Origin of the sequence: Aegicerativicinus sediminis, assembly GCF_015476115.1 — a bacterium.
In the GTDB taxonomy this organism is placed as follows: Bacteria; Bacteroidota; Bacteroidia; order Flavobacteriales; family Flavobacteriaceae; genus Aegicerativicinus; species Aegicerativicinus sediminis.
The window spans coordinates 122313-145310 of sequence record NZ_CP064295.1 but is presented as its reverse complement, the minus strand read 5'-3'; the positions used below and the strand labels follow the sequence as shown (position 1 = coordinate 145310).

Here is a 22998-nt window from a genome sequence, read left to right as displayed (position 1 = left end):
AGGGTATAGGTATGCCAAAATAAATAAGAAGGCAAGTAACACTAAACCGAAAAAAAATCGAGATTTAAAATAGAGCTGTTTAAGGAAGTTTTTCACTAACGGGGTATTTCCAATGTTTCTAAAATCTGATTTACGACCTTATCTACTGTAAAAGCCTCCATTTCTCGTTCAGGGGTTAACACTAAGCGATGCTGCAACACTGCAAATGTGCACCGTTTAATGTCATCTGGAGTTACAAAATCTCTTCCTTGTATGGCGGCATTAGCTTTGGCGGCATTAAGTATTGCAATGGATGCACGTGGTGAGGCTCCCAAAAATAAATTGGCATTCGTCCTTGTATTATTAATAATGGCGGCTATGTATTCTAATAAATGGTCCTCAACCACCACCTGTTTTATCAATTGTTGAAAGTGGGCTATTTCTGCTGCCTTAAGAACAGGTTTTATTGAATCAAAGTTGATTATATCACGTCTTTTATGATTTTCTTTTAGAATCTGCACCTCATTTTCAAGTGATGGATAGTGAACACTAATTTTGAACAAAAAACGATCTAATTGTGCCTCTGGAAGTCTGTAAGTGCCTTCTTGTTCAATAGGGTTTTGGGTAGCGAAAACCAAAAATGGTTGTTCCATTTCATAGCAAATGCCATCCATCGTTATTTGTCTTTCAGCCATTACCTCAAAAAGTGCAGCTTGTGTTTTTGCTGGTGCTCTGTTGATTTCATCAATTAATACCAAATTGGAAAAAATGGGCCCCTTTTTAAATTCGAATTCGTTGGTTTTTACATTAAAAACTGAAGTACCAAGGATATCGCTTGGCATTAAATCTGGAGTAAATTGAATTCGACTAAAATCTATATCCAATGTTTTTGCCAAAAGTTTGGCTGTGATTGTTTTGGCAACACCTGGAACCCCTTCAATTAAACTATGCCCATTGGTTAAGATGGAGATTATCAATAATTCTATTAGGTCTTCTTGTCCAACAATTATTTTTGAAATCTCTTTCTTTATTTCATTCACCGCTTTTTGTAAAGGTTCCAATTCTATTCGCGATTGAAATTCTGGTTGCTCATCATGGGTGATGGATGGGTTGGAAATTTCAGTATTGAGTTTGTTCTCTGGATTTGACTCTATAGGTTGTTCCATTATGTTGTTGCTGTTTTAAATTGTTCAATCAACTTATTCAATTCAATTAATTCTTTCTGATTATGTTGATTTTTGTTTTTTAAATAAATTATATAATCAACCAATTGTTTGGTTTGTTCGATAGTATTACCAGACTTTTGAGATAAATTGCGAATAAACCTTTCATTAAATTGGTCGGTATTCAGATAATAGGTAGACCTAACATATTCTAAAAAGTAGGTTATTTTTTTGCCAATAATATTGCTGTAATCTCCATGTTGAAAATATAAATCGCCAATGGTTTTAGTAAATTCTACCGAGGCGTTTCTTGGTGGACTTACAATTGGGATAATTCTTTGGGTTCGCTTTCCTTGAAATAACACATATAAAATTAACCCAATTAAACTTACGTAAAAACCCCACCGCAATGCTGAATTAGTTAAAATAAAACGCAAAGGACTGGTGATAACCTTGCGGCCAGTTTTATGGTAATTATCCCAAATTAAAATGTCGTTTGGCAAAAATGAGAGCACCGCTGCCGCATATTCGGTTTTGTCCCTTAGCATATGGTAATTTGTAAAGGCAAATGGATTAGTATGTACATAAAATGCACCATTTTCATTTCCAAATGGTATTTTCACGTAGTTCACATAAGTCTTTGTTGAATCTTTAGGACGCATATTACCAAGGACTAAAGTATTGGTAGTGTCAATCTTGTTCAAATAAGAATTTTCAATTACGTCCTCAAAATAGGCAGAACGATCTTTCAAACTTGGGCTGTTAAATAGGCTATGGGATTGCTTTTTAAAAAGGGTATTATAACTCCACATAGTCGACAAATTCAAAGTGTCGGCCAATGCCCCATATAAATAAAGCCCACTTATAAAAACAGAATTACCTTCTGATACAAATTCTTCCAAAATCTTTGATTCCTCCTTATCAAAATGGAATTCATTATTAATCATTAAAAGAGTGGTTTTATTATCACTTTTGTACTCTTTAATGAAATCATATAAGGCTTGATTTGTTGTTATAAGTTCCTTATTGTAAAAAGAATTCAATTCATTGTGAATAATGTAACAACCAAGTGGTATTTTGTCTGAAGCCGAATAAGAATCGCGCCAATTTATAGCTTTTGGCTTTGTTATTTCTGCCACCATCATCAAAAGAATGATGAATACTATAAGATAGAGCCATATTTTCGATCTTCTATCCATTGACTGAAACCTTATTTAGCTTATTAAAGTGTATTTGGTTACGATCAAACGTATCCTTGTCTAAAGGAAATTCTCCATACCATACATACTCGTAAATTTTGGAAACAATTTCAAAGAGGGATTTGGTATCCTCTTTCGTTATTTCCTTAAGATAGTCACTATTGGTTTTGTCATAATCCCACTTTATAATTCCCTTGTTGGCTAATGTTTTAAGTGACTTTAAATAAAGATATCGGGTGGCTAACCGATGATTATTATCTTTTAATGCCTCATTTATTAATTGTTCGAAATTAATTTCTTCAATCGATTCTTCCATTAAATTGAACCCTTCCAGGGGTGCATCTTCATTTCTAAAGACTTGTGATGCCGGAACCTTTAATAGCATTTTAATCAGTAAATAAATCATACCTAGTCCCATTAATGCATATATGATATATTCTAGGGTTTGGTAGTCTAGAAAACCAATATCGAAACCAAATAAATCGGCAATGAATTCAAAAAAGCTTCTTAAAACCCTCTGCAATAAATTAATGCCACCTGTGTCGTTTATGTTATAATTGAAATCATCTCCTTGGTAGCGGTTAGCAATTCCTTCCTTAAAATCTGAAATTTTGATACTTGAGGAGTCCCTCATAATACTATCCCGATCGCGGCCTTGCACCATGCCAAATGAGCTATTTACCAAGAAAAATATTACGGTTAGTAAAATAAAATGAAGTGATTTAATGCGCACCGATCTTTTCAATTTGTTCCCTTAGAAAGCTATTGTATTTTTCTTCAAATAAATTATAATAAAGTATTCCATAAGCTATTTGGCTTAGCGCTTGTGAAAAAATAAAAGCTAATATGAATATAGCAAACCCTAAGGTGAATAAAACATTTGCAAATACGCTAGTTAGGATTTCTACATTGCTATCTATTGAAAAATAAATGTATATAGAAATAATAAAACCAGGTACCGATAAAATTAGGGTAACGATCATTAAATTTAAAATGCCAATGATTAACCCAAATAATACTACTTTCCAAAAATTTTCGAAAGTGAAATTCCAACCCTCAGAAAATGCATCACTAACTGCTTTATTGCCTATAAAAATTGAAATAAACGACAATCCGAAAAAAGCGGAAAGAGTGAAACTCAATCCATATTGCAGAAATATACCAATAAAAGGTATTAATGAAACTATCACCGATGCAATTAAAAATCCAACGTACATCAAGAAGCCTAACAAAATAAAAGTGATCAATGATAAAAAGTTGGCTTTAATCTTCTCCCATACTTTAGGCCCATTCACCTCACCATTATTTTCAACATAAGTAACCAAATAGGAGCTGGCAAAGCTAAAATTGAGAAAATAGGTTACCATTATTACGAGGATTAAAATGGCTGCGCCACTATATAAATAAACTTCATTATTGATTGGTCCTCCCATACCAAATCTGAAATCCCTGCTAGCCATTCCCATAAAACCCGTAACTAATAGATATGCAGCTATTAGTGTAATTACCATGCTAATGGCATTGTATTTCAGGTAAAGGTTTACAAATGTTTTAAATTGGGATTTTAAAAATTGAAAGTAAAGGTTAATTATATCACCGAAGGAATTTCTTCGTCTTAGCTCTATATAGGTGTCTGCCATTTAATTTGTTAGGTTAAGTTGTTGGGTAACTTTATATTCAGTTGAATAGGGTAAATAATATAGTAATAAACAATCAAAAATAAAGAAGCGGCAATAATCGAAAATGCCAAAATTTTTGGCATTCCATCACCATATCGTGTTATAAACCCTTCAATAAAACCGGCTATTATAAAAAACGGAATGGTACTAACAACAATTTTTAGACCGTCTTTTGCGCCCCGCATAAAGGAAATTCGCCTAGAATAGGTTTTAGGAAATAAAAAACTGTTCCCCATAACCAAACCCGCGCAACCTGCTATTACTATAACTGAAATTTCTATCGTTCCATGTAGCCAAATGGTAGAAGTTGAATCCAACAATCCATATTTATAAAAGAATGAAATAAATGCCCCAAGCATAATTCCATTATTAAATAAAATGAATATTGTTCCAACACTTAATAATGCTCCAAAGGCAAAGGCAATCATCGCCACACGAATGTTATTAATGGTTATCCCAAGGAAAGAACCAATATTGCTTCCACTTTTATAAACAGCCATAGGCTCACCCTTTTCTATATTTTCTAAGGTCATGTTTACATAGGCATCACCCAAAATTAGCCGCACAAATGAGTCGTCGTTTAAAGTCGAAACGGTGCCAATTATTACTGCTGCCATAAAAAACAAAAAGGTGAAGAGCAGCGTTCTATGGTATTTTTGAAAAAAGAGGGGAAATTCGTACTTCCAAAAGGAAATTATTTTGTTTTTACTCTCTCTTTTGGTGATATATATTTTTTGGTGGGCTTCAGTTGCTAATGAATTGAGGTATAACAAAGTTTTACTGCCAGGATAATAGGTCTGTGCATATGAGAGGTCATTGGTGAGTTGAATGTAATAAGAAGCTAGGTCATCTGGGTTTATCTTAAGATTATTATGAAGCGCCTTTTCAAAAACAATCCATTTTTCTTTATTTTGCTTCACAAATGAGGCCTCCCGCATGGTCTTTTTTTATTGAAAAACGAATATACATTGGTATGGGGACTTTAGCAATTAACACTGCCCAAAATGTTAACTTAGATTATAGGCTCATAGGATTGGGCGAGCGTGTTGTAGCTTTTCTTATTGATGGCCTTATTCTCTTAACCTATATGTCAATCGTTGAGAAAGCCGTACATGTCTCCGAGATTTTCGATGCTGACGATTGGACCAAACGAGGGTTTTTAGGCTTGTTTTTATTGCCGGCATTTTTTTATTCCTTTTTATGTAATCTCATTTTTGGTGGACGTACGGTGGGCAAAATGATTTTGAATATTAAAGTTGTGCGACTTGATGGAGCGCCAACCCAATGGTATAATTTCTTGGTACGATGGATGTTAAGGATCATTGATATTTGGATGTTTTTCTCTTCTATTGGCGTAGTCACCATTCTCCTTTCTGAAAAGAAGCAAAGGGTTGGTGATTATGCGGCAGGAACAGTTGTGGTAAGTACTAAGAAGAAACATAAGATAAGTAGTACAATTTTAGAAGAAATATCTGAGGATTACAGCCCTGTATTTAGCAATGTAACTGAACTGAATGACCAAGATGTTAGAATTATTAAAGAAACCTTCAACATTGCCACGAAAACAAATGATTATAAAACCCTGACACTTCTTCGCCAAAAGGTTACTGAGGTTTTAAATATTGATACACCCATGTACGATAAGGAGTTCCTCGATACGATTTTAAAAGATTATAACTACTATACACAACGGATGTAATGTTTTTCAATGTCATTGATATTTTAGGAACTATTGCTTTTGCAATTTCTGGTGTGTTGGTGGCCATGAATAAACGAATGGACCTGTTTGGTGTTGTAATTATAGCCTTTGTTACAGCAGTTGGGGGTGGTACTTTAAGAGATTTACTTATAGGCCAGACCCCCGTTGCATGGATGACGGACATTACTTACACTTATGTGATTTTAGCCGCTGCAGTTTTTGCTATTGTGTTTCAGAATAAACTAAATTATCTAAGAACATCTTTGTTTTTATTTGATACCATAGGTATTGGACTTTATACCTTGGTTGGTCTTGAAAAAGGACTTAGCGCTGGTTTGCATCCCATTATTTGTATTTTCTTAGGTACAATGACAGCTTCCTTCGGCGGCGTTATTCGTGATATATTGTGTAATGAAATTCCTGTTATTTTTAGAAAGGAAATTTATGCAACTGCATGTATTTTAGGAGGTGCTTCCTACTTTATCTTAAAACAATTGCCGATTGATGGTAATTGGGTATTTATAATGGCCGGGTCTATTGTAATAACGATAAGATTGTTAGCGGTAAAATTCAAAATTAGTTTGCCGAATATTTACAGGAATAACTAATCCTACTTTAGTACTGTCTTAATGTTGCGAAATTTACCATCTATATTTTTTGGGATTGGCAAATCTAAAATGCGGCACAAAAGCGGATAGATATGAATATTTTTAATTGAGTTTATTTTGAAATCTTGCTTAAAAGCAGGTCCATTGCCATAAAATATACCATGCATTTCTTTTAAACTCGGGTCATAGCCATGTTGTCCTGTAAATGCCTTAACTGCTTTTGCTCTATCAATTAAATCTTTTGAAGCGAAAATATAACCAGTATCTGTAACTAATTGTATATCACCGAAATTTTTGTTTTTTGGTGAATATTCAAAACCTGGTGTGTCTACAGTAAAATAAACTTTGAAGTGGTCTTCAAGACTTTTAAGGTCATTATAAATGGATTGTTTTTGAGATAAATCCTTAAGGTGAAGACTAGCCATCGTGCCGACATTGTAAGTTTTGTATTTAGATTCATCTTCAATTTTTGTAATGGGAATCATATGATTATATGGCACCTCTATCATGCCATGGTCTGAAACAATGATTGTATTAACTGGCAAATTTGTTTTTTCAATTCCTATAAACAGTTGACCCAGAACTGTATCTAATCGAAAAAGAGTTTCCTTTATTTTTTCATCATTATTAGGGCCATAACGGTGACCCGTACCATCTAAGTCCGAAAAGTAAAGCGATATAAAATGTGGTCTTATTTTCTCAGGAAGGTTTAGCCAATCAATAACCTGATTTACCCTTGCCTCATTTTTTATTCGGCCATTATAAGGTTTATAATAAGTAGGGTATATACCTTGTATGTCCGCTTCAGTTCCTACAAAAAAATAACTGGCCGTGACCATACCATGTTTTGCCGCTTGCACCCAAATTGGGGTTCCTTTGTAAAATTTTCCGTCGGGTACAACGTCATTATCCCCAACCTTATAATCTCTTCCATGATCATAGCTATAGAAATGATTATTTACTATGCCATGCTTGTCTGGGTACATGCCAGTAGCTATTGTATAGTGATTGGGGAAAGTTTTTGTGGGAAAGGATGGGATGAGTGATTCCGCATGGACACCATCTTTGATAAATTTTGAAAGATTTGGGGGGTGAAAACGATCTACATAATCCCATCGAAAACCATCACAAGAAATTAATAATACATAAGGTTGATTTAGTGCTGTTTTTGAATTTTCTGTAGGAGCCTTAGTGATTGTAGGCCTTAATTTTTGACTACATGAGGAAAAAGCTAGAAATGCTAAAAGCAGCATTAGAAATCTAAGGATCCTATAATTCCTGTCGAAAGATCTTTGTTTAGCTATTAACATTGATTATGAATTCGGAACACTAAATAATCGTTTGTTAAATGAATCAATGTGTTTCAGTGTAGGTTTTAAAACTGTTTAAAATTGCCTGCCAACCATTCCTTTGCATTTCAATAGGGTTTTTGAATTCAGCATCAAAAACGGTTGTAACTAATGTGCCGTCATCGTGTTTTTCAAAAGTGTTAATGACTTCACGACCATCTGGCATTTTTGAAATTAGTTTATTCTCTATAATTACTTGGTCATAAGTAGCTTCATAATCAAAACCGAAACTCCCATCTTTAGCCTCCATCCGAGCTTTATATTTACCTCCCTGCTTTAAGTCGTTTTCTGCTGTAGGACAATACCAGTCATCACTAGCGAAATTCCAATTGATAATATGTTCGGGTTTTGTGTAATAATCCCATACTTTATTTTTTTCAGCCTTAATAAATGCTGAAATAGTAATTTTTTCAGGCTTCGATGGTTGTTCCATGATAAAGATTTTCTAGGGTATTTATATTAATTATAACTAACTCTTTGTGTTTCGCTTTTCATTTTCATATCGCAAACAAAAAGTTAGACAGTAGATGTTAAAAATAGGGGTTTATGTAATTTATATCAAAGAAAATTTATGCCGAAACCACCAGTGTTAATTATAAAAAATTGTAAGTCTTCAAAAAATCAACAAAGCGCCCATCCGCTTTGACCTCACTAATAAATCGAGGATCTTTCAAAAGATTTGGATATGTCCAAGGATCGGCACAAATCGATTCAAAACTGGTCATTGAAAGAGTGTTTTTTACGATTTGTTCGTAAAAATAATAAACGCGTTCTGGCTCAATCAAATCCATGGCTTGAAGCAACACAGAACGCTCGACCGCACCTGTTGGAAAATTTTTATTTTGTAGTGTAGGTAAAACTAAGGCTTCAATTTTCTCTTTGGCAACACTTTTTTCTCCCCTGAGAAAATCTAATTTAGGAAGATAGACATCAGGATTGAAAACACAAATTGAATTGGGATTGACGGGTCTCAGCACAATTTCAGAAACTTCTTCCATAATTTCATTGGCATCTTCATTTTCATCATGAGTAATTAAAACTCTAGCTTGGTTGATATAATCATTAGCAACTAAAGGACACATCCAATCGCCATGATCTTTTATGTGGTTATTATTTTTTCCTTTCCAATCCTCGTGGTATTGTTCAAACTCATTGTTAAACATAGCTACAATCATGTCCATGTTTTTTAAGGCACGTTCATCCCAAGGGTTTTCAGCATTGGTTTCCTTGACAATATTTTCAAATTCTTTATAAGATGAAAGAGAACCATCTTTTAAAAATTTATAATATTTAGCTTCTACCAAATAATGTTTCTCCTCTGGAAAAATTTCAAAGAGCCGCTCCATTAAGGGAACCATTTTATCGTATGCTCCTTGAAATTCGTACATAAAAGTTAAGCCGTAGCTAATAAGTCCATTATTCGGAGCAACTGTAAAAGCGTTTTCTAAAATGGAGGTTCCTTTTTCTAAATCTGCTAGGGTGAGGTAAATGAAAGCCAATTCTCTCATTGATGCTAAATCACTAGGATTTTGTTCAACGGCTTTTTCAAAAGCTTTCAATGCAGCGATTTTATCTTTTTCTATGTTTAGAAGATAAAAGCCTTCTTCAGCAAGGACTTCCCATTGATTGGGGGCTAGTTGTTTAGCAGTATTAAGCGCTAATTGGGCATTTTCTTTTGCTTTAGCCATTTCTTCCTCATTACCATCCAAACGGGATAAATTTCTATATTCTTCACTGTAAGCTTCCACTAAAAGGGACCATGCATTGGTGAAATTAGGGTCAGCTTCAACAGATTTTTTTAATAATAAAACTGCCTGATTTATTTCTTGATTTGTTTTTCTTGGATTGTTCAGAATATCCCTAGCTTTTAAAAAATCTTCATATGCTGAAACTATTGAAGTTGGAAATTCTCCAATGTCTTTTTTCTCTTTCTTACTGAGGTTAGCCTTTAGTTTTTGGGTTATGACGTTTGCAATTGTGGCCTGTAACTCCAAGACATTTGTTAATTTTCCACTATACTCATGAGACCAAATAGCCTGGTTTGTAGAGGACTCAATCAGCTGAACAGTCATACGTATGTCGTCTTTCCATTTTCTTACGGTTCCTTCTAAGAAATATTGCGCCTTAAGTTCTTCTCCTAGTTTTTTTAAATCTCCCTCGAAATCCTTTAAAGGCATTATGGTAGATTTGGCTATAATTCTAAAATCTTTAACCCCGGCTAGTTTTGTCATTATATCTTCATGTACTCCTCTGGTAAAGAACTCATCCTCATTTGTTTCACTATCATGTTGAAAAGGTAGGACGGCGATGGTTTTAATCTCGCTGGATTTTATGTCTTCGCCTAATGCTATGTTGAAAACTTTATCGGCTATTAACAGTACCAAGGCAATTGAAAGTCCTAGAATAATATAACGTGTTGATATGTTTTTTGAGGGAAGACCTGTGGTGATTGCTTCATCTTCATCAGCAGTTTTTTTAAAGCCCTCAGGGGTCCAATCATAGATGTATGCAAAAATAATCCAAAGTGGGAAACCAATTAGTAGAGCAATCAACAGCCACTTCTGAAATTTTATATCGATTTGTAAAATGGGGAATAATAAAGAGGCAATTTGGAGAATAATCCAAGAAGTAACTAAGTAGGCTAGACCTGCTTTAATTACGTTTCTTCGTTGTAGTTCCTTAAAAAAGTTCATATTGAGTAAATCGATCTCAAATAGCTCCAAAACATTTTCAATTGCTGTAATTTTGAAGGAAGCGATTATAAAATTTATTGTCAGTGGGGAGGCTCAATAAAGATAATCTTTTCTGTTAAACAGCACCCAACTAGGCATAACATTCGATAAAGGCTATTAACAATTATGCAACCATTTGTAGAATATGATTCAATAGTTAGGAAAATCTGGGGGAAAGGCGATACTGTATTGTTTGTATTTGCTGGGGCCGCTGCGGAATTTGCATTGAATAAAGCAGTGGATTGGCTTTATTTTACAGGAAGATTACCTTCAGATCCTTTGGGTAGATTATTTTCAACAGTTACTTATGCTAAGCATATTGTATTTGCGCCCAAAGAGGAGGCCGTTAAGGCCATTCAGAATCTAAGAAAAATTCATGAATCGGTTGAGGAAAGTAGAGGTGCGTCCATCCCGGATTGGGCGTATAGGGATGTTCTTTTTATGTTGATTTATTATTCAATAGCATCTTATGAATTATTAGAGAAACCACTTTCATATAAAGAGAAAGAAGAGGTGTATGATGTTTTTTACATGGTCGGTATTGGTATGTCTTTAAAAGAATTGCCAAAAACTTATAAGGAATGGTTAATAGCTCGTCAACAACATCTTGATGAGGACCTGACCAATAGTGACTATACTTTAGATCTTTTTAAACAGTATAAGAAACACTTAGGGAATTTTCGGTACAGCATTTTAATTGAAGGTCAAAAATTATTGGTGCCTGATAGGGTAAAGGAGTATTTGGACTTCAAACCCAACTCATTATTAAAACCTATTGTACCAATGTATAAATTAAGTAGGACAATCTCTTTTGATAAAATAATCAAATCTCTAATACTTCCTTCCAAATACAAGAAACAAATAAAGGATTTAGATGTTCCTACAAATTATCTAAATATTTAATTTGATACTTCACCGTTCTTAAAGGTCAATTTGAGAACTAAAAACCCTATTAACCCAGCCAATAGGGAAGAAATAAGTATTACAAGTTTTGTATTGTTTATAAGGGCATCATCTTCAAATGCCAATAAGGTTATGAAAATTGACATGGTAAAACCGATACCGCCAAGAAATCCAACCCCTATAATGGATTTCCAATTCATATCCTCTGGGAGTTTGCAAAGTTTCAGGCTTATGGCCAAAAATGCAAAAAGGAAAACACCAATAGGTTTCCCTAAAATAAGGCCAAGGGCAATGCCAAGACCATATGGCTCTGTAAATATTTCTCCTACACTTCCGCTTAAAATGATGGCCGTATTGGCAAGTGCGAAAATTGGCAATATAAAAAAGGCAACAGGCATATGTAGAAAATGTTGTAAAATGTAAGATGTAGATTTTTCATCACCATTTCCGAAGGGTAACGCAAAGGCAAGGAGTACACCGGTAATGGTTGCATGGACCCCTGAATTTAGCATAAAATACCACATTAAGACACCGCCAATTAAATACGGAATTAGGTTTCTTACCTTAAGTCGATTAAAGACTAAAAGCAAAGCAAAAATACCGAGAGAAATAAGGAGATTAGTCCAGATTAGTGTTTTGGTATAGAAGAATGCAATAATTAATATCGCTCCTAAATCATCAATAACCGCCAAAGCCGTTAAAAATACTTTCAATGATACAGTTACCCGATTTCCCAATAAGGATAGTACCCCTAAAGCAAAAGCTATGTCGGTTGCCATTGGAATTCCTGCGCCATTTTGGGTTGTCGTTCCAAAATTGAATAACAAATAAATTCCCGCCGGAATTGCAATTCCGCCAATTGCTGCAAAGGTAGGGAGTAAGGCATCCTTAACATTGGATAGCTCACCTTTATAAATTTCACGCTCAAGTTCAAGACCAATGAGTAGGAAGAAAATTGCCATAAGACCATCGTTAATCCATTCTACAATGCTGTGACCTGAAAATTGAATATCCCAAAAATTTAAATAGGAGGTTCCTATAGTTGAATTTGCTATTAAAAGTGAAATTAAAGTGCAGAAGATCAACATTAATCCTCCAGCTTTCTCGCTTTCGAAAAATTCTTTAAATAGTTTGGTTGCAATCATGGATAAATCGGTTATTGCATTTTAATGATGGAAATGGCTTCCCATTATAAGGAGGTTTTTTAATTAAAAATTTGCTGATCGGAAGATTGATAAATTTAAAACTGGAATAAAGATAAAGGTTTTGCTTTAGGAGTAAGTGATATTATTTTTAAAAGGCAACCGTTGATTTTTTGACCGAGCTATTTACTGTTAGGATTAGATAGGTGTGAGATTAAATTTTTGTAAGTCTCTTCAAAATTAGTTTGTACTAACCAATGACCACCTTCTACTTCTACAAATTTGTAGTCACTTCCCATAAAAGTTTGGTTGTTTTCCACAGCAAACCTTGAAACTGCCAAATCTGAATTGCCCCAAATTAATAGCGTAGGAACATTAATTTTTCCAATGGGTTTCCCTTTTTTTCCACCCATATTTGCTCGATAGTAATTTAAGGCAGCCGTTAGAGATTTTTTATTACTGAAAACGGACACATAGTCTTCAAGAACTTCTTGATTAGTATGTTTCCAAAGTTTTCTAAGCAGTGCTAGGTTGTTTTTCCTTAATTTAAATTCGGATAAAAAGGGAATCATAAAAAGTTTGATATAACTACTTTTTTTGCGTTGCTCCTCGTGTTCTTTATATGCTCTTTTAAATGCGGTGGGGTGGGGAACGGAAAGTGCCGTATAAGTTAAAATTCGATCAGGTCTATCAAATGCCATGTGCCAAGCTATAATTGCCCCCCAATCGTGTGCGACCAAATGAAATTTTTCGTTTCCGAACAAATCGGAAATACCGAAAACGTCTTTTTGTAATTTGTCAATGGTGTAATTCTTTTTGCCTCTTGGACAGGCTCCTTTGCTATATCCACGTAGGTTCGGAGCTACACAATAAAAACCATGTCCTGATATTTTTTTCATTAATTCTGTCCACATTGCAGATGTTTCGGGAAAACCATGAAGAAAAAAAACCAATTCATTTTCAGGATCTCCTGCTGAACGAACATCAAATTGTAAATCATTTATTTTGATTTTGGACAATTTTATCATTGGTTAACTACTAAGCATAGGGTTATAGGTCAGAAATTAAGTATTTGTAAACGGTGTAAATAGTAAAAGATTTCTAGAATTTATTTCCATTTGGAGAACTCAAATTGTTCTTCTAATACTGCTGTTACTTTCGTTGTTCTTCAATAAATCGCTATAATATAAAAATAATGAAATTCAGGTTGTTATAATCTAATTTGAATTGTAAACTAATAGAAAAGCCACCATTTATGGTGGCTTTTATAATTAAGAATTGTTTTAGTTCTTAGGAACTGGAAAACCTCTGTCGCGCATTAATGCATCAATTTCAGCTTCTCTTCCTCTAAATAGTCGATAAGCTTCTGCAGGATCCATAGAATTTCGAGGAGCAAATAGATATTCCACCAGCTTTTTAGCAACCTCTGAATCATAAAATCCACCTTTGGCTTCTTGGAAAGCCTCAGCAGCATCAGATGTTAAGACATCTGCCCAAAGATAACCATAGTACGCTGTTGCATATCCTTCTCCTGAAAAAACATGTCCAAATTGTGGAGTTCTATGCCTCATAGGTAATTCTTTAGGCATATTTAATTCCTGTAATGTTTCACGTTCAAACTTATCGATATCGATATTATCTGGGTCTGCCAAATGCAACTTCATATCAATTAAGGCTGAAGCCAAATATTCGGTGGTTGCAAAACCTTGATTAAAGGTTGAAGACTTTTTGATTTTCTCAACCAATTCTTTAGGCATTGGTTCACCAGTCTGGTAATGGACTAAGAATTGATTTATTACTTCATCTGTAGATAACCAACGCTCCAATAGTTGCGATTGAAATTCAGTGTAATCACGAACACCGCTATTCAATGTTGGATATTTAACATTTGAAGAAAAGAAATGCAAAGCGTGGCCAAATTCATGGAAAAAAGTTTCTGCGTCGTCCCAGGAAATCAATACCGGTTCCCCAGGAGCTGCTTTTACAAAATTTGAGTTGTTGGAAGCAAGGACAGTTTGCTTACCGTCTAACATGTTGTGACTTCTGTACATAGTTGCCCAAGCACCAGAACGTTTTCCAGTTCTTGCGAAGGGATCTAAATACCAAAGCCCGATAAATTCACCACTATCTTTATCTGTTACTTCCCAAACATTTACATCCGGATGAAAGACAGGTACTTTCCCTTCTTCAACAGGGGTAAATTGATAATTAAATAATCGGTCTGCCACATAAAAAATGGCATCCCTTAATTTATCTAATTGTAAGTATTGTTTAACCTCGTCAGAATTAAGATCATACTTTTTCTTTCTAACCTTTTCTGCATAATATCTATAATCCCAGGGTTCTATAGTAATGTTAGCGCCTTCCTCTTTGGCAATTTCTTGCATATCAGCAACTTCTTCATCAACCCTTGCAATTGCAGCTGGCCAAACTTTCATCATAAGATCCATTGCATTTTCTGGAGTTTTTGCCATACGATCTTGTAATCGCCAATCCGCGTAATTATCATAACCCATTAATTGAACACGTTCTCTACGCAATTTTAATATTTGCGCAATTAATTCGTTATTATCATAGTCATCCCCGTTGTCGCCTCGTGCATAATAATTGGTCCATACCTTTTTTCTTAAGTCGCGTTCATCTGAATAAGTTAAAAAGGGATCCATTGATGAACGGGTGTTAGTTACAGCATATTCGCCTTCATGACCTTTGTCTTTTGCAATTTGTGCGGCCGATTTGATATAATCATCTGGTAGTCCGCTAAGTTGATCTTTATTTAAAAAGGTCACATAATTTTCCTCATCATGTAAAACATTGTTTGAAAATTTGGTGTACAATGACGAAAGTTCTTTATTAATTTCTGCATATCGAGCTTTCTTGGTAGCGTCTAAATCCGCTCCATTCATTTCAAAATCCTTATAAACTAACTCTAATACACGTTGTTGATCAGGGTCTAAAGGATTAGTTTTTGCATTTTCGTAAACCGTTTTTATACGTTGAAACAGCTTTTCATTTTGAGAAATTTTTGAACTATATTCAGAAATCTCCGGTGCCAATTCTGTTTGAACTTCCCTAAACTCAGGGCTCGACATGTTGCTGCTGAAAATACCATAATACACAAAAACGCGATCTAACGCTTTGCCTGAACGCTCCATAGCTTCAATGGTATTTTCGAAGTTTGGTGGTTCTGGGTTATTGGCTATGGAATCTATTTCCGTCAAACTTAATTCCATTGCCTTTCGCATTGCAGGTTTTACATCGCTCACTTCCATTTTGTCGAAGGCAGGAACGCCGCTATATGGACCTGTCCATTTCTCTAACAAAACATTTTCTGTTGATTGGGTTTCATCTTTCATTTCAGAATTTTCGGTTTCATACTTGCATGATGTTACCAATAGGATGGCCGTTAAGCCAGTAACTGCTATTAATTTATTATACATTTTTAGGGTAATTTATAAGTTGAAAAAATTAACTCCAAATTTACGGCTTTAAGAGGGATTTAGGAACGAATCAATCTATAATTTCGGCCTTTCGGATGTATATGTTATGCAAAGGCCACTCACGCCTGTCTGTTTTTTGTTTCGCTATTTCATCAACCACATCCATTCCTTTTGTAACCTTTCCAAAAGCGGTATAGTCTCCATCTAGGTGATGAGCTCCATTAGGATTTTGAACGATAAAGAACTCATAAGGAGACGCTAACTTGTGGGGATTCTCTATTTCACTACTCGGCATAGACACTACGCCTCTGTAATGTTTAAATCCATGGCGGGTATCTTTTGGCAGTAAATAATGGCCAATTTCTGAGCGTTTATGTTTTACCTCCGCATCATCGGTGTTTCCGCCTTGGATGATAAAGTTGTTTACAACACGATAAAACTGGGTTTCATCAAAATAGTGTCTTTTGGTGAGGTAAATAAAATTGGATCTGTGAAATTTAGTTTCATCAAATAGTTCAATTTCTATATCACCGAAATCAGTGGTTATCCGAACTTTATTCTCTTTGTTTTCCTTGTCGTATTGAAGGAAGAACTCCATGGCATTTTCATCTGTTAGGAAGGGATACTCCGGTTTTTGAATGGTATCTTTTATCTTGGTCGTTTTAGTATCAATAGAATCTTTAAGTGATAAGGTGGAATCTACCTTTGAATTATTTTCTTTTGTATTAGTTTGTTGAGATTTTTTATCTTCACAATTAAGCAAGATTGCCAAAAGGCACAATAGTCCAATTTTTTTAAACATCATACTTTAGTTTCTACCGATTTACCTTTAAATCGTTAACAGATTAAGGCTAGGCATTATGTATTTTAAAGATTTTCAATTACAGATTCCAAAGTTAAAAAATCTAGAACTCCCAGGGGAGGATGCTCAGTTTAAAATGGCACCTCCTTATAGAAAGGACCTGATCGAAAGTTATAGGAATCAAATTGATCGGGCTAGGTTAGCGGCTGTATTAGCTTTAATTTTCCCTGATGAATATGGTAATTCGAAACTCGCTCTGATTCTCAGGAAAACTTATAAAGGTATACATTCTAACCAAATTGGTTTTCCCGGTGGAAAGGTTGAAAAAGATGACAATTCCTTAGAGGATGCCGCCTTACGTGAAACCGAAGAAGAAATCGGAGTGCAGCGCAATTGCATATCACTCGTAAGGTCTATGAGTGAAATTTATATTCCTCCATCAAACTATAGAGTATTTCCTTTTTTGGGTATTGTAGACAATTGTCCCTTATTTGTTAAGCAAGAGTCTGAAGTGGAAGATATGGTGCCAATTAATCTGTCCGAATTATTGGATGATGCCAACCAATTGGAGGCTTTAGTGATGACTTCTTTAGATAGAAAGGTTAAAGTTCCGGCTTATGATTTTCAGGGACATATCGTTTGGGGAGCCACTGCCATGATGTTAAGTGAGCTAAAAGAACTCCTGAAACTCGTGAAATAGTAAGGCATTTTCTTAAATTTGTAATTCTTATTTTTTCAAAACTGACTATGGGGCTATTTAAAAGAAATCCTTTTGGCCATATTTTGTTTCTAAAAAAATGGCTAATCCGTATTATGGGTGCACTAACCCATAGACGATTTAGGGGTTTTAATGAATTGCAAATTGAAGGTTCCGAAATTATAAAGGACTTACCAGAAACCAATGTTTTATTTATTTCTAATCACCAAACTTATTTTGCAGATGTGGTAGCGATGTTCCATGTCTTTAATGCTAGTTTGAAGGGCAGGGTGGATTCTATAAAAAATGTGGGTTATTTGTGGCAACCAAAACTGAATGTATACTATGTAGCTGCTAAGGAAACAATGAAATCTGGGTTTTTGCCTAAGGTTTTGGCCTATGCAGGATCTATAAGTATAGAGAGAACATGGAGAGCCGCTGGTAAGGATGTAAATCGACAGGTTAAAATGAGCGATATATCGAACATTAAAAAAGCCTTAGACGATGGTTGGGTTATTACCTTTCCTCAAGGTACAACAACACCCTTTAAGCCAATAAGAAAAGGTACAGCCCATATAATCAAGCAATATCGGCCTATAGTGGTTCCAATAGTAATTGATGGTTTCAGAAGATCTTTTGATAAGAAAGGTATTCGAATAAAAAAGAAAAATATACTCCAAACTATGGAGATAAAAAAGCCATTAGAAATAGATTATGATAATGAACCGATAGCCTCGATAGTAGAAAAAATAGAATATTCAATAGAACAACATCCGTCATTCCTAAAGGTTATACCTATGGAAGAATTACAGGCACAAGAAGAACTAAACCAATTGCGTCGCTGGAGTGCGGAGGATTAAACTTCTAATCTTTTTAGTTCCCTGTAGTTTTTATTTAGTCGCCTTAATAGAATACCATAAATTAGGTAGTAGAATATTAATATTAATACGGCGAAAAGCGCTACAAATAAAAGTACTAGGAATATTGTAGAAGCATAAAACTTTAATAATTCGCCATTAGCCGCGGCTTCTTCTATAACCGATTTGATTTTCTCATCTCTATTGAACTCGATTCCCAGTACAATAAACATGGTTAAAGCCATGTAGGCTAAGTTAAATACTACATAATGTTTAACGGTTCGTCTTGTTCTTAAAATGGAATGCATCAAGGATTTAATAGTACTTGTAGCATTAATGTTTTTGTAATTTTTAAAAAATCTATAAATAAAATAGGCTAGTACTACATAAGAAATTACAGTAAGGGGGATGATAATATTCTCTGCATGGTATTCTTCAAACTTTTTCAAGGTTTCAGAATCCCTGAACAAAAATGGCATAAGCGACCAAAAAACAATTTCAATAATGCTTATTATAAAAATCCATTTTACAATGGAGGATGAGCGTCGGTGTAGCATCCTGTAGATTTCGGCTTGGGATACCTTAGGATAACTATGCTCGCTCTTCTGCCAATCTCGTTTTAATAATTCTAATTCATCCATATATTACGGATTTAATATTGTTTTCAACTTGGTTTTTACCCGGTTCATTTTAACTCGGGCATTCACTTCTGTTATTCCTAGGGTTTCGCTTATTTCGCTATAATTTTTATCTTCTAAATAGAGAAATACTAAGGCTTTTTCAATATCATTAAGTTGCTTTACAGCAGTATACATTAACTTTAACTGTTGCTCTTCAGTATCATCATATTCCCTTGCCCTCAGTTTATATTGAACTCCTTCTATTTCTTGGGTTTGAACGCGCTTTTTTGATTTTCTATATAAAGTAATGGCCGTATTCAATCCCACCCTGTACATCCAAGTAGTAAATTTGGCATCCCCTCTAAATTTTGGATAGGCTTTCCACAATTGTATGGTAATCTCTTGAAATAAGTCGTTATGAGACTCCTGATCGTGGGTATACATCCTACAAATCTTGTGAACTATATTTTGGTGTTTCTCCAAATGATCCACAAAATTATTTTCGAGTGCTTTATCCAATTCTGATAGGTTAGTTGCTTATTGGTAGCTTAATCTTAAAAATTGTTACAATTAAATTTTAACGGTTAGAGAAATTATTCCTCTTGAATTTCCCTTATAAACGAAATACGCCTAGAATATATTAAGCCTATAACAATACTAACTTGTGCCATGGCGTAGGTAAACATTATCCATAAATTGGCGTTGTTGAAATTTCCATAGAATTTATTATAGGCTAGGAGACTATCTGAAATTAAAAATAATAGGGCTCCTCCGAGAATTAAAAAATAACTCATTTGAGGATCAACCCTTCTTAAAAAAGCTGTACTCAACATCCCTAATATTACCATTACATAAATCAAAACTGGTATTAACATCGTTTGTAATCCAGGATAAATAAGACGAAAAAACATAAATGAATAGGCTCCGATTGCCAAGAAAAATAAATACTTAAATTTTTTCGGATGTCGATCTTTTGAAAATACGATAATATAACAAATATGGGCTAGCAGAAATGATATTAAACCAGCGATGAAGAATCCGGAATTTTCCTCCTCAAATAATAAAAAAACATCACCAAAAAGTGATAGTCCGAGTGCAAGAATGGTAAAAATCCTAGCCTCCCATTTTAGGTGCCTAGAATTAAACGCGTAAAAAAGTAACAGAGAAAGTAAAATTACCGGTTTGCTTACAATTCTATATTCTGATAAATCTGGTGTCTTTAAAATAAACAGTTCACTGATTACCAGAATAATGAAAAAGCAAAGGAATATTTTAAGCCGTTTTTTCAATAGTTAGTTATTGCATTGCAAAATATGGAATAATTTTTATCTAATCTGAACCCAATAAATAGAACCCTCAAAAGATTTTTAATCATTGTTTAGCCATGGAGGTTTCACCTGCCAATACTTGAAACGGCAAATAATTTTGAGTTGGGGGATATATACATGTTGTGAAATCACTGAATATACAAGGAGGATTATATAGTTTATTGAAGTCTAGAATTATAGAATCATTTTTCTCGGGCAAATCCAAATCCAGATATCTGCCACCGCCATAAGTTTTTTCGCCAGAAGTGTCATCACTAACCATTAAAAAACCATCAGTTACAACATCTAGGGAATAATTGTTTTCGTTGAACATAAAGGTTAATTTTCCAACAAAGGATTGGGAAGAAGGAAGGCCGAGTTGAGATTTCACTTCTTCATGTTTGGCTTCCTCGTAATATTTAAAATAGGCTTTAAGTCTTAAATCAGAATTCAAAGGGAATTTTTCGTACCCCTTAAAATGTTCTACAGCTGGATTTTTGGAATGCCACACCCGAACATATTTTTTATTTGATCTGGTAATTATCTGCCAATACAAATCTTTGAAATATAGTTTTTCCGAATTGCCATTGCTGTCTAATGGATAGTTTAATTTTTCAATTGTTTTTCCGTCCTCAGTTCTAGTATTATGCTGATTTAAGGGGAAAAATAGTATCGAGTCGGTGGTGGTTAAAAATTTACCTATGGTATCACTCATAGGTTCGTTGATCTCAGGACTTAAGTCATCATTGTAACCGAAAAAAGAAATAGAATCTTCAAGTTTAAGGAATCCGCATAATTTTAGATAATTATTTTCTCTTGAATCACGTCTTTTCTTCCAATAAGTATCCATTTCATTTTGGTAATCTATAGAAATAATAGACTTGTTGGGTGTATTGCAAGAAATTGCAAGCAAAGAAATTAATCCAAGAATAGAAATCTTTAGAGGTTTAAATTTTCTCATTTATAGGTCAGGCTTTCTCGGTAAATACTGCAAAAATTAAATTGATTCAACAAATAAGTGAATTTTAGATCAAATATTTTCATCAAAATCAAATTTTTTGAAAATGAATAGTATTTATAAGGAATGTATAGAGGCATGTCAACAGTGTCTTGTAGATTGTCAAAATTGCTTAGTTCAAATGGCGGGTAGGGAAAGTACGAATGACTGTCCCGTATGTTGTTTAGAATGTATAGATGCCTGTTTAATTTGTATTAAAATGATGGCAGCGGAAAGTCGGTTTTCAAAGGCGTATTGTCAGATTTGTGCAGAGATTTGTGCATGGTGTGCCGAACAATGCAGTGCACATAACAATGAGCATTGTAAAAGGTGTGCTGAAAGTTGTAAAAAATGTGAATTAGCTTGTAGAAAAATGGTTGTATAAATAATTAATTATAAGTTATAAAAGGGGTTTATTAAATTGATTTAGAATGCTTTATAAATTTGGTTTTTAATGACAAAAATCATGATTATCCTACCTATCATAATGTAATTTTAGGTAATAATAATCCGTGTCATGTTATCAAAGAAAAATCCAAACTTAGATGTAGGTCGAAACAGCAGCCTTTATTTCGCTGTTGGTCTCAATGTAATGTTATTTTTAACATGGTTTGGTCTTGAGTACAAAACCTACGACAGAGCAACATATGCCAAAGATATTTTGGTAATGGAAGAAGAATTCCAAGAAGAAATCCCTGTTATTGACTTAAATGTTCCACCTCCACCGCCACCTCCTGCAGCCGTAACCGAAAATATTACTGTTGTTGAAGACGCTAAGGAAATTGAGGAAACAATTGTGGAAAGTACGGAAATGAACTTAGACGACGCAATTGAGGATCAGGTTGTAGCTGTTGAGGATGTTGGTGTAGAGGAGGTCGAAGAAGATATAGAAGTTCCTTTTGCAGTCATTGAAAATGTGCCCATTTTTCCTGGTTGTGAGAAGGGGACGGAAGCAGAACGAAAAGCCTGTTTTCAAGCTAAAATTCAAGAGCATGTTCGTAAAAACTTCTCTTATCCGCCAATGGCCGTTGAGTTAGGCATTCATGGTCGGGTATTTGTAATTTTTACGATTAATAAGGAAGGCATAACTTCCAATTTAAAAACTCGTGGACCAGATAAGCTTTTAGAGAAGGAGGCAGAAAGAATTATAGCTTCTCTTCCTAAAATGACACCTGGTAAACAAAGAGGAAGGGCCGTGAATGTTCCTTACAGTATACCTATTAATTTCATTTTGGCAAATCAGTAATAATTACGATTTCCATTTGATGTTACAACCAATACTAGGTTTTTGATGTTCACTTACGGGTATGTTTGAAAATATTGCTTCTATGGCAGACCTAAGATCTTTTCCCGTCACTGGTATTCCATTACCAGGGCGGGAATCATCTAATTGACCTCGGTACACTAATTTGAGATTTTCATCAAACAAATAAAAATCTGGTGTACAAGCGGCATCATAATCTTTGGCAACTTTCTGGGAAGAATCAAATAAATATGGGAAGATAAAATCTTGTTCAATAGCCATTTCCTTCATTTTATTTGGCGCATCTTCAGGATATTTTTCAATATCATTACTGCTGACCGCAATAAATTGAATCCCTCTCGAAGTATATTTTTTGGCTATTATTGATATTTCTTTATTTACATGTTTTACAAATGGACAGTGGTTAGATATGAACATTACTACAGTTCCATTTATTCCTTTGTCTTTTGGTATACCAACAATATCGCCCGTAACCGTATCTTTTAACTGAAAACTTGGTGCTATAGTTTCTAAGGGTAACATATTTGAAGGTGTTCTAGCCATAAAAATATATGCTTAATT

At 34.4% G+C, this 22998-nt stretch carries 23 protein-coding genes; 6 read left to right on the top strand and 17 right to left on the bottom strand.

Annotated features, from left to right (window positions below; all coding sequences use genetic code 11):
* Positions 1-95: 95 nt before the first annotated feature.
* Genes ISU00_RS00615 through ISU00_RS00595 form a run of 5 tightly spaced genes read right to left on the bottom strand, consistent with a single transcriptional unit; the run spans position 96 to position 4958 of the window.
* Positions 96-1145, bottom strand: coding sequence for an AAA family ATPase (locus ISU00_RS00615; protein WP_228852105.1), 1050 nt, complete (start codon positions 1143-1145; stop codon positions 96-98).
* Positions 1145-2341 carry a DUF4350 domain-containing protein gene (locus ISU00_RS00610; RefSeq protein WP_228852104.1) on the bottom strand — a complete coding sequence of 399 codons (1197 nt, stop codon included), beginning with the start codon at positions 2339-2341 and terminating at the stop codon, positions 1145-1147. Before ISU00_RS00610 ends, ISU00_RS00615 begins: the two co-directional genes overlap by 1 nt.
* A complete protein-coding gene (locus ISU00_RS00605; RefSeq protein ID WP_228852103.1) occupies positions 2334-3074 on the bottom strand; it encodes a hypothetical protein in 741 nt (246 codons plus the stop codon). Before ISU00_RS00605 ends, ISU00_RS00610 begins: the two co-directional genes overlap by 8 nt.
* Entirely contained in the window at positions 3064-3981 is a 918-nt protein-coding gene (locus ISU00_RS00600) for a hypothetical protein (RefSeq protein WP_228852102.1), read from the bottom strand. Before ISU00_RS00600 ends, ISU00_RS00605 begins: the two co-directional genes overlap by 11 nt.
* 8 nt (positions 3982-3989) lie before the next feature.
* Positions 3990-4958 carry a stage II sporulation protein M gene (locus ISU00_RS00595; protein ID WP_228852101.1) on the bottom strand — a complete coding sequence of 323 codons (969 nt, stop codon included), beginning with the start codon at positions 4956-4958 and terminating at the stop codon, positions 3990-3992.
* 35 nt (positions 4959-4993) lie between these two features.
* On the opposite strand from ISU00_RS00595, the gene ISU00_RS00590 reads away from it, so the two are divergent.
* Both ISU00_RS00590 and ISU00_RS00585 read left to right on the top strand, forming a co-directional pair.
* Positions 4994-5719: an RDD family protein gene (locus ISU00_RS00590; protein WP_228852100.1), complete on the top strand. Its 726-nt coding sequence runs from the start codon at positions 4994-4996 to the stop codon at positions 5717-5719.
* Positions 5719-6327, top strand: coding sequence for a trimeric intracellular cation channel family protein (locus ISU00_RS00585; RefSeq protein WP_228852099.1), 609 nt, complete (start codon positions 5719-5721; stop codon positions 6325-6327). Before ISU00_RS00590 ends, ISU00_RS00585 begins: the two co-directional genes overlap by 1 nt.
* 2 nt (positions 6328-6329) lie before the next feature.
* Here the strand turns inward: ISU00_RS00585 and ISU00_RS00580 are convergent, their stop codons facing one another.
* From ISU00_RS00580 to ISU00_RS00570, 3 genes are all read right to left on the bottom strand, one after another.
* Positions 6330-7637, bottom strand: a complete 1308-nt coding sequence (locus ISU00_RS00580; protein ID WP_228852098.1) for an alkaline phosphatase family protein — start codon at positions 7635-7637, stop codon at positions 6330-6332.
* 43 nt (positions 7638-7680) lie between these two features.
* A complete protein-coding gene (locus tag ISU00_RS00575) occupies positions 7681-8109 on the bottom strand; it encodes an SRPBCC domain-containing protein (protein ID WP_228852097.1) in 429 nt (142 codons plus the stop codon).
* 160 nt (positions 8110-8269) lie between these two features.
* Positions 8270-10369 (bottom strand): hypothetical protein, encoded by a 2100-nt coding sequence (locus tag ISU00_RS00570; protein WP_228852096.1) that lies wholly within the window; start codon positions 10367-10369, stop codon positions 8270-8272.
* Between the two features lie 165 nt (positions 10370-10534).
* Here ISU00_RS00570 and ISU00_RS00565 point away from each other — a divergent pair, with 165 nt between their 5' ends.
* Positions 10535-11311 carry an oxygenase MpaB family protein gene (locus tag ISU00_RS00565; protein ID WP_228852095.1) on the top strand — a complete coding sequence of 259 codons (777 nt, stop codon included), beginning with the start codon at positions 10535-10537 and terminating at the stop codon, positions 11309-11311.
* Here the strand turns inward: ISU00_RS00565 and nhaA are convergent.
* The 4 genes from nhaA to ISU00_RS00545 all read right to left on the bottom strand — a co-directional run bounded on the left by nhaA (position 11308) and on the right by ISU00_RS00545 (position 16698).
* Positions 11308-12456, bottom strand: a complete 1149-nt coding sequence (nhaA, locus tag ISU00_RS00560) for a Na+/H+ antiporter NhaA (RefSeq protein WP_228852094.1) — start codon at positions 12454-12456, stop codon at positions 11308-11310. The two genes, ISU00_RS00565 and nhaA, sit on opposite strands and share 4 nt — an antisense overlap.
* 179 nt (positions 12457-12635) lie before the next feature.
* Positions 12636-13481 carry an alpha/beta fold hydrolase gene (locus ISU00_RS00555; RefSeq protein WP_228852093.1) on the bottom strand — a complete coding sequence of 282 codons (846 nt, stop codon included), beginning with the start codon at positions 13479-13481 and terminating at the stop codon, positions 12636-12638.
* Positions 13482-13736: 255 nt separating this feature from the next.
* Positions 13737-15893 (bottom strand): M3 family metallopeptidase, encoded by a 2157-nt coding sequence (locus ISU00_RS00550; protein WP_228852092.1) that lies wholly within the window; start codon positions 15891-15893, stop codon positions 13737-13739.
* Positions 15894-15963: 70 nt separating this feature from the next.
* On the bottom strand, positions 15964-16698 hold the full coding sequence (locus ISU00_RS00545; protein WP_228852091.1) for a peptidylprolyl isomerase: 735 nt from the start codon (positions 16696-16698) through the stop codon (positions 15964-15966).
* A 55-nt stretch (positions 16699-16753) separates the two neighbouring features.
* On the opposite strand from ISU00_RS00545, the gene ISU00_RS00540 reads away from it, so the two are divergent.
* Both ISU00_RS00540 and ISU00_RS00535 read left to right on the top strand, forming a co-directional pair.
* Entirely contained in the window at positions 16754-17395 is a 642-nt protein-coding gene (locus ISU00_RS00540) for an NUDIX hydrolase (protein ID WP_228852090.1), read from the top strand.
* Positions 17396-17442: 47 nt separating this feature from the next.
* Positions 17443-18252, top strand: coding sequence for a lysophospholipid acyltransferase family protein (locus tag ISU00_RS00535; protein ID WP_228852089.1), 810 nt, complete (start codon positions 17443-17445; stop codon positions 18250-18252).
* On the opposite strand, the gene ISU00_RS00530 is transcribed toward ISU00_RS00535, so the two are convergent.
* From ISU00_RS00530 to ISU00_RS00515, 4 genes are all read right to left on the bottom strand, one after another.
* The gene (locus ISU00_RS00530) at positions 18249-18890 is read right to left on the bottom strand and encodes a hypothetical protein (protein WP_228852088.1); all 642 of its coding nucleotides are present in this window, start codon (positions 18888-18890) and stop codon (positions 18249-18251) included. The genes ISU00_RS00535 and ISU00_RS00530 overlap by 4 nt on opposite strands.
* Before the next feature lie 3 nt (positions 18891-18893).
* On the bottom strand, positions 18894-19388 hold the full coding sequence (locus ISU00_RS00525) for an RNA polymerase sigma factor (protein ID WP_228852087.1): 495 nt from the start codon (positions 19386-19388) through the stop codon (positions 18894-18896).
* Between the two features lie 74 nt (positions 19389-19462).
* Positions 19463-20158 (bottom strand): lysoplasmalogenase, encoded by a 696-nt coding sequence (locus ISU00_RS00520; RefSeq protein WP_228852086.1) that lies wholly within the window; start codon positions 20156-20158, stop codon positions 19463-19465.
* A gap of 82 nt (positions 20159-20240) precedes the next feature.
* A complete protein-coding gene (locus ISU00_RS00515) occupies positions 20241-21137 on the bottom strand; it encodes a DUF1684 domain-containing protein (RefSeq protein WP_228852085.1) in 897 nt (298 codons plus the stop codon).
* Positions 21138-21690: 553 nt separating this feature from the next.
* On the opposite strand from ISU00_RS00515, the gene ISU00_RS00510 reads away from it, so the two are divergent.
* Positions 21691-22419, top strand: a complete 729-nt coding sequence (locus ISU00_RS00510) for an energy transducer TonB (RefSeq protein WP_228852084.1) — start codon at positions 21691-21693, stop codon at positions 22417-22419.
* Between the two features lie 3 nt (positions 22420-22422).
* Here ISU00_RS00510 and ISU00_RS00505 read toward each other — a convergent pair whose 3' ends face one another.
* Entirely contained in the window at positions 22423-22980 is a 558-nt protein-coding gene (locus ISU00_RS00505; RefSeq protein ID WP_228852083.1) for a thioredoxin family protein, read from the bottom strand.
* Positions 22981-22998 lie beyond the last annotated feature (18 nt).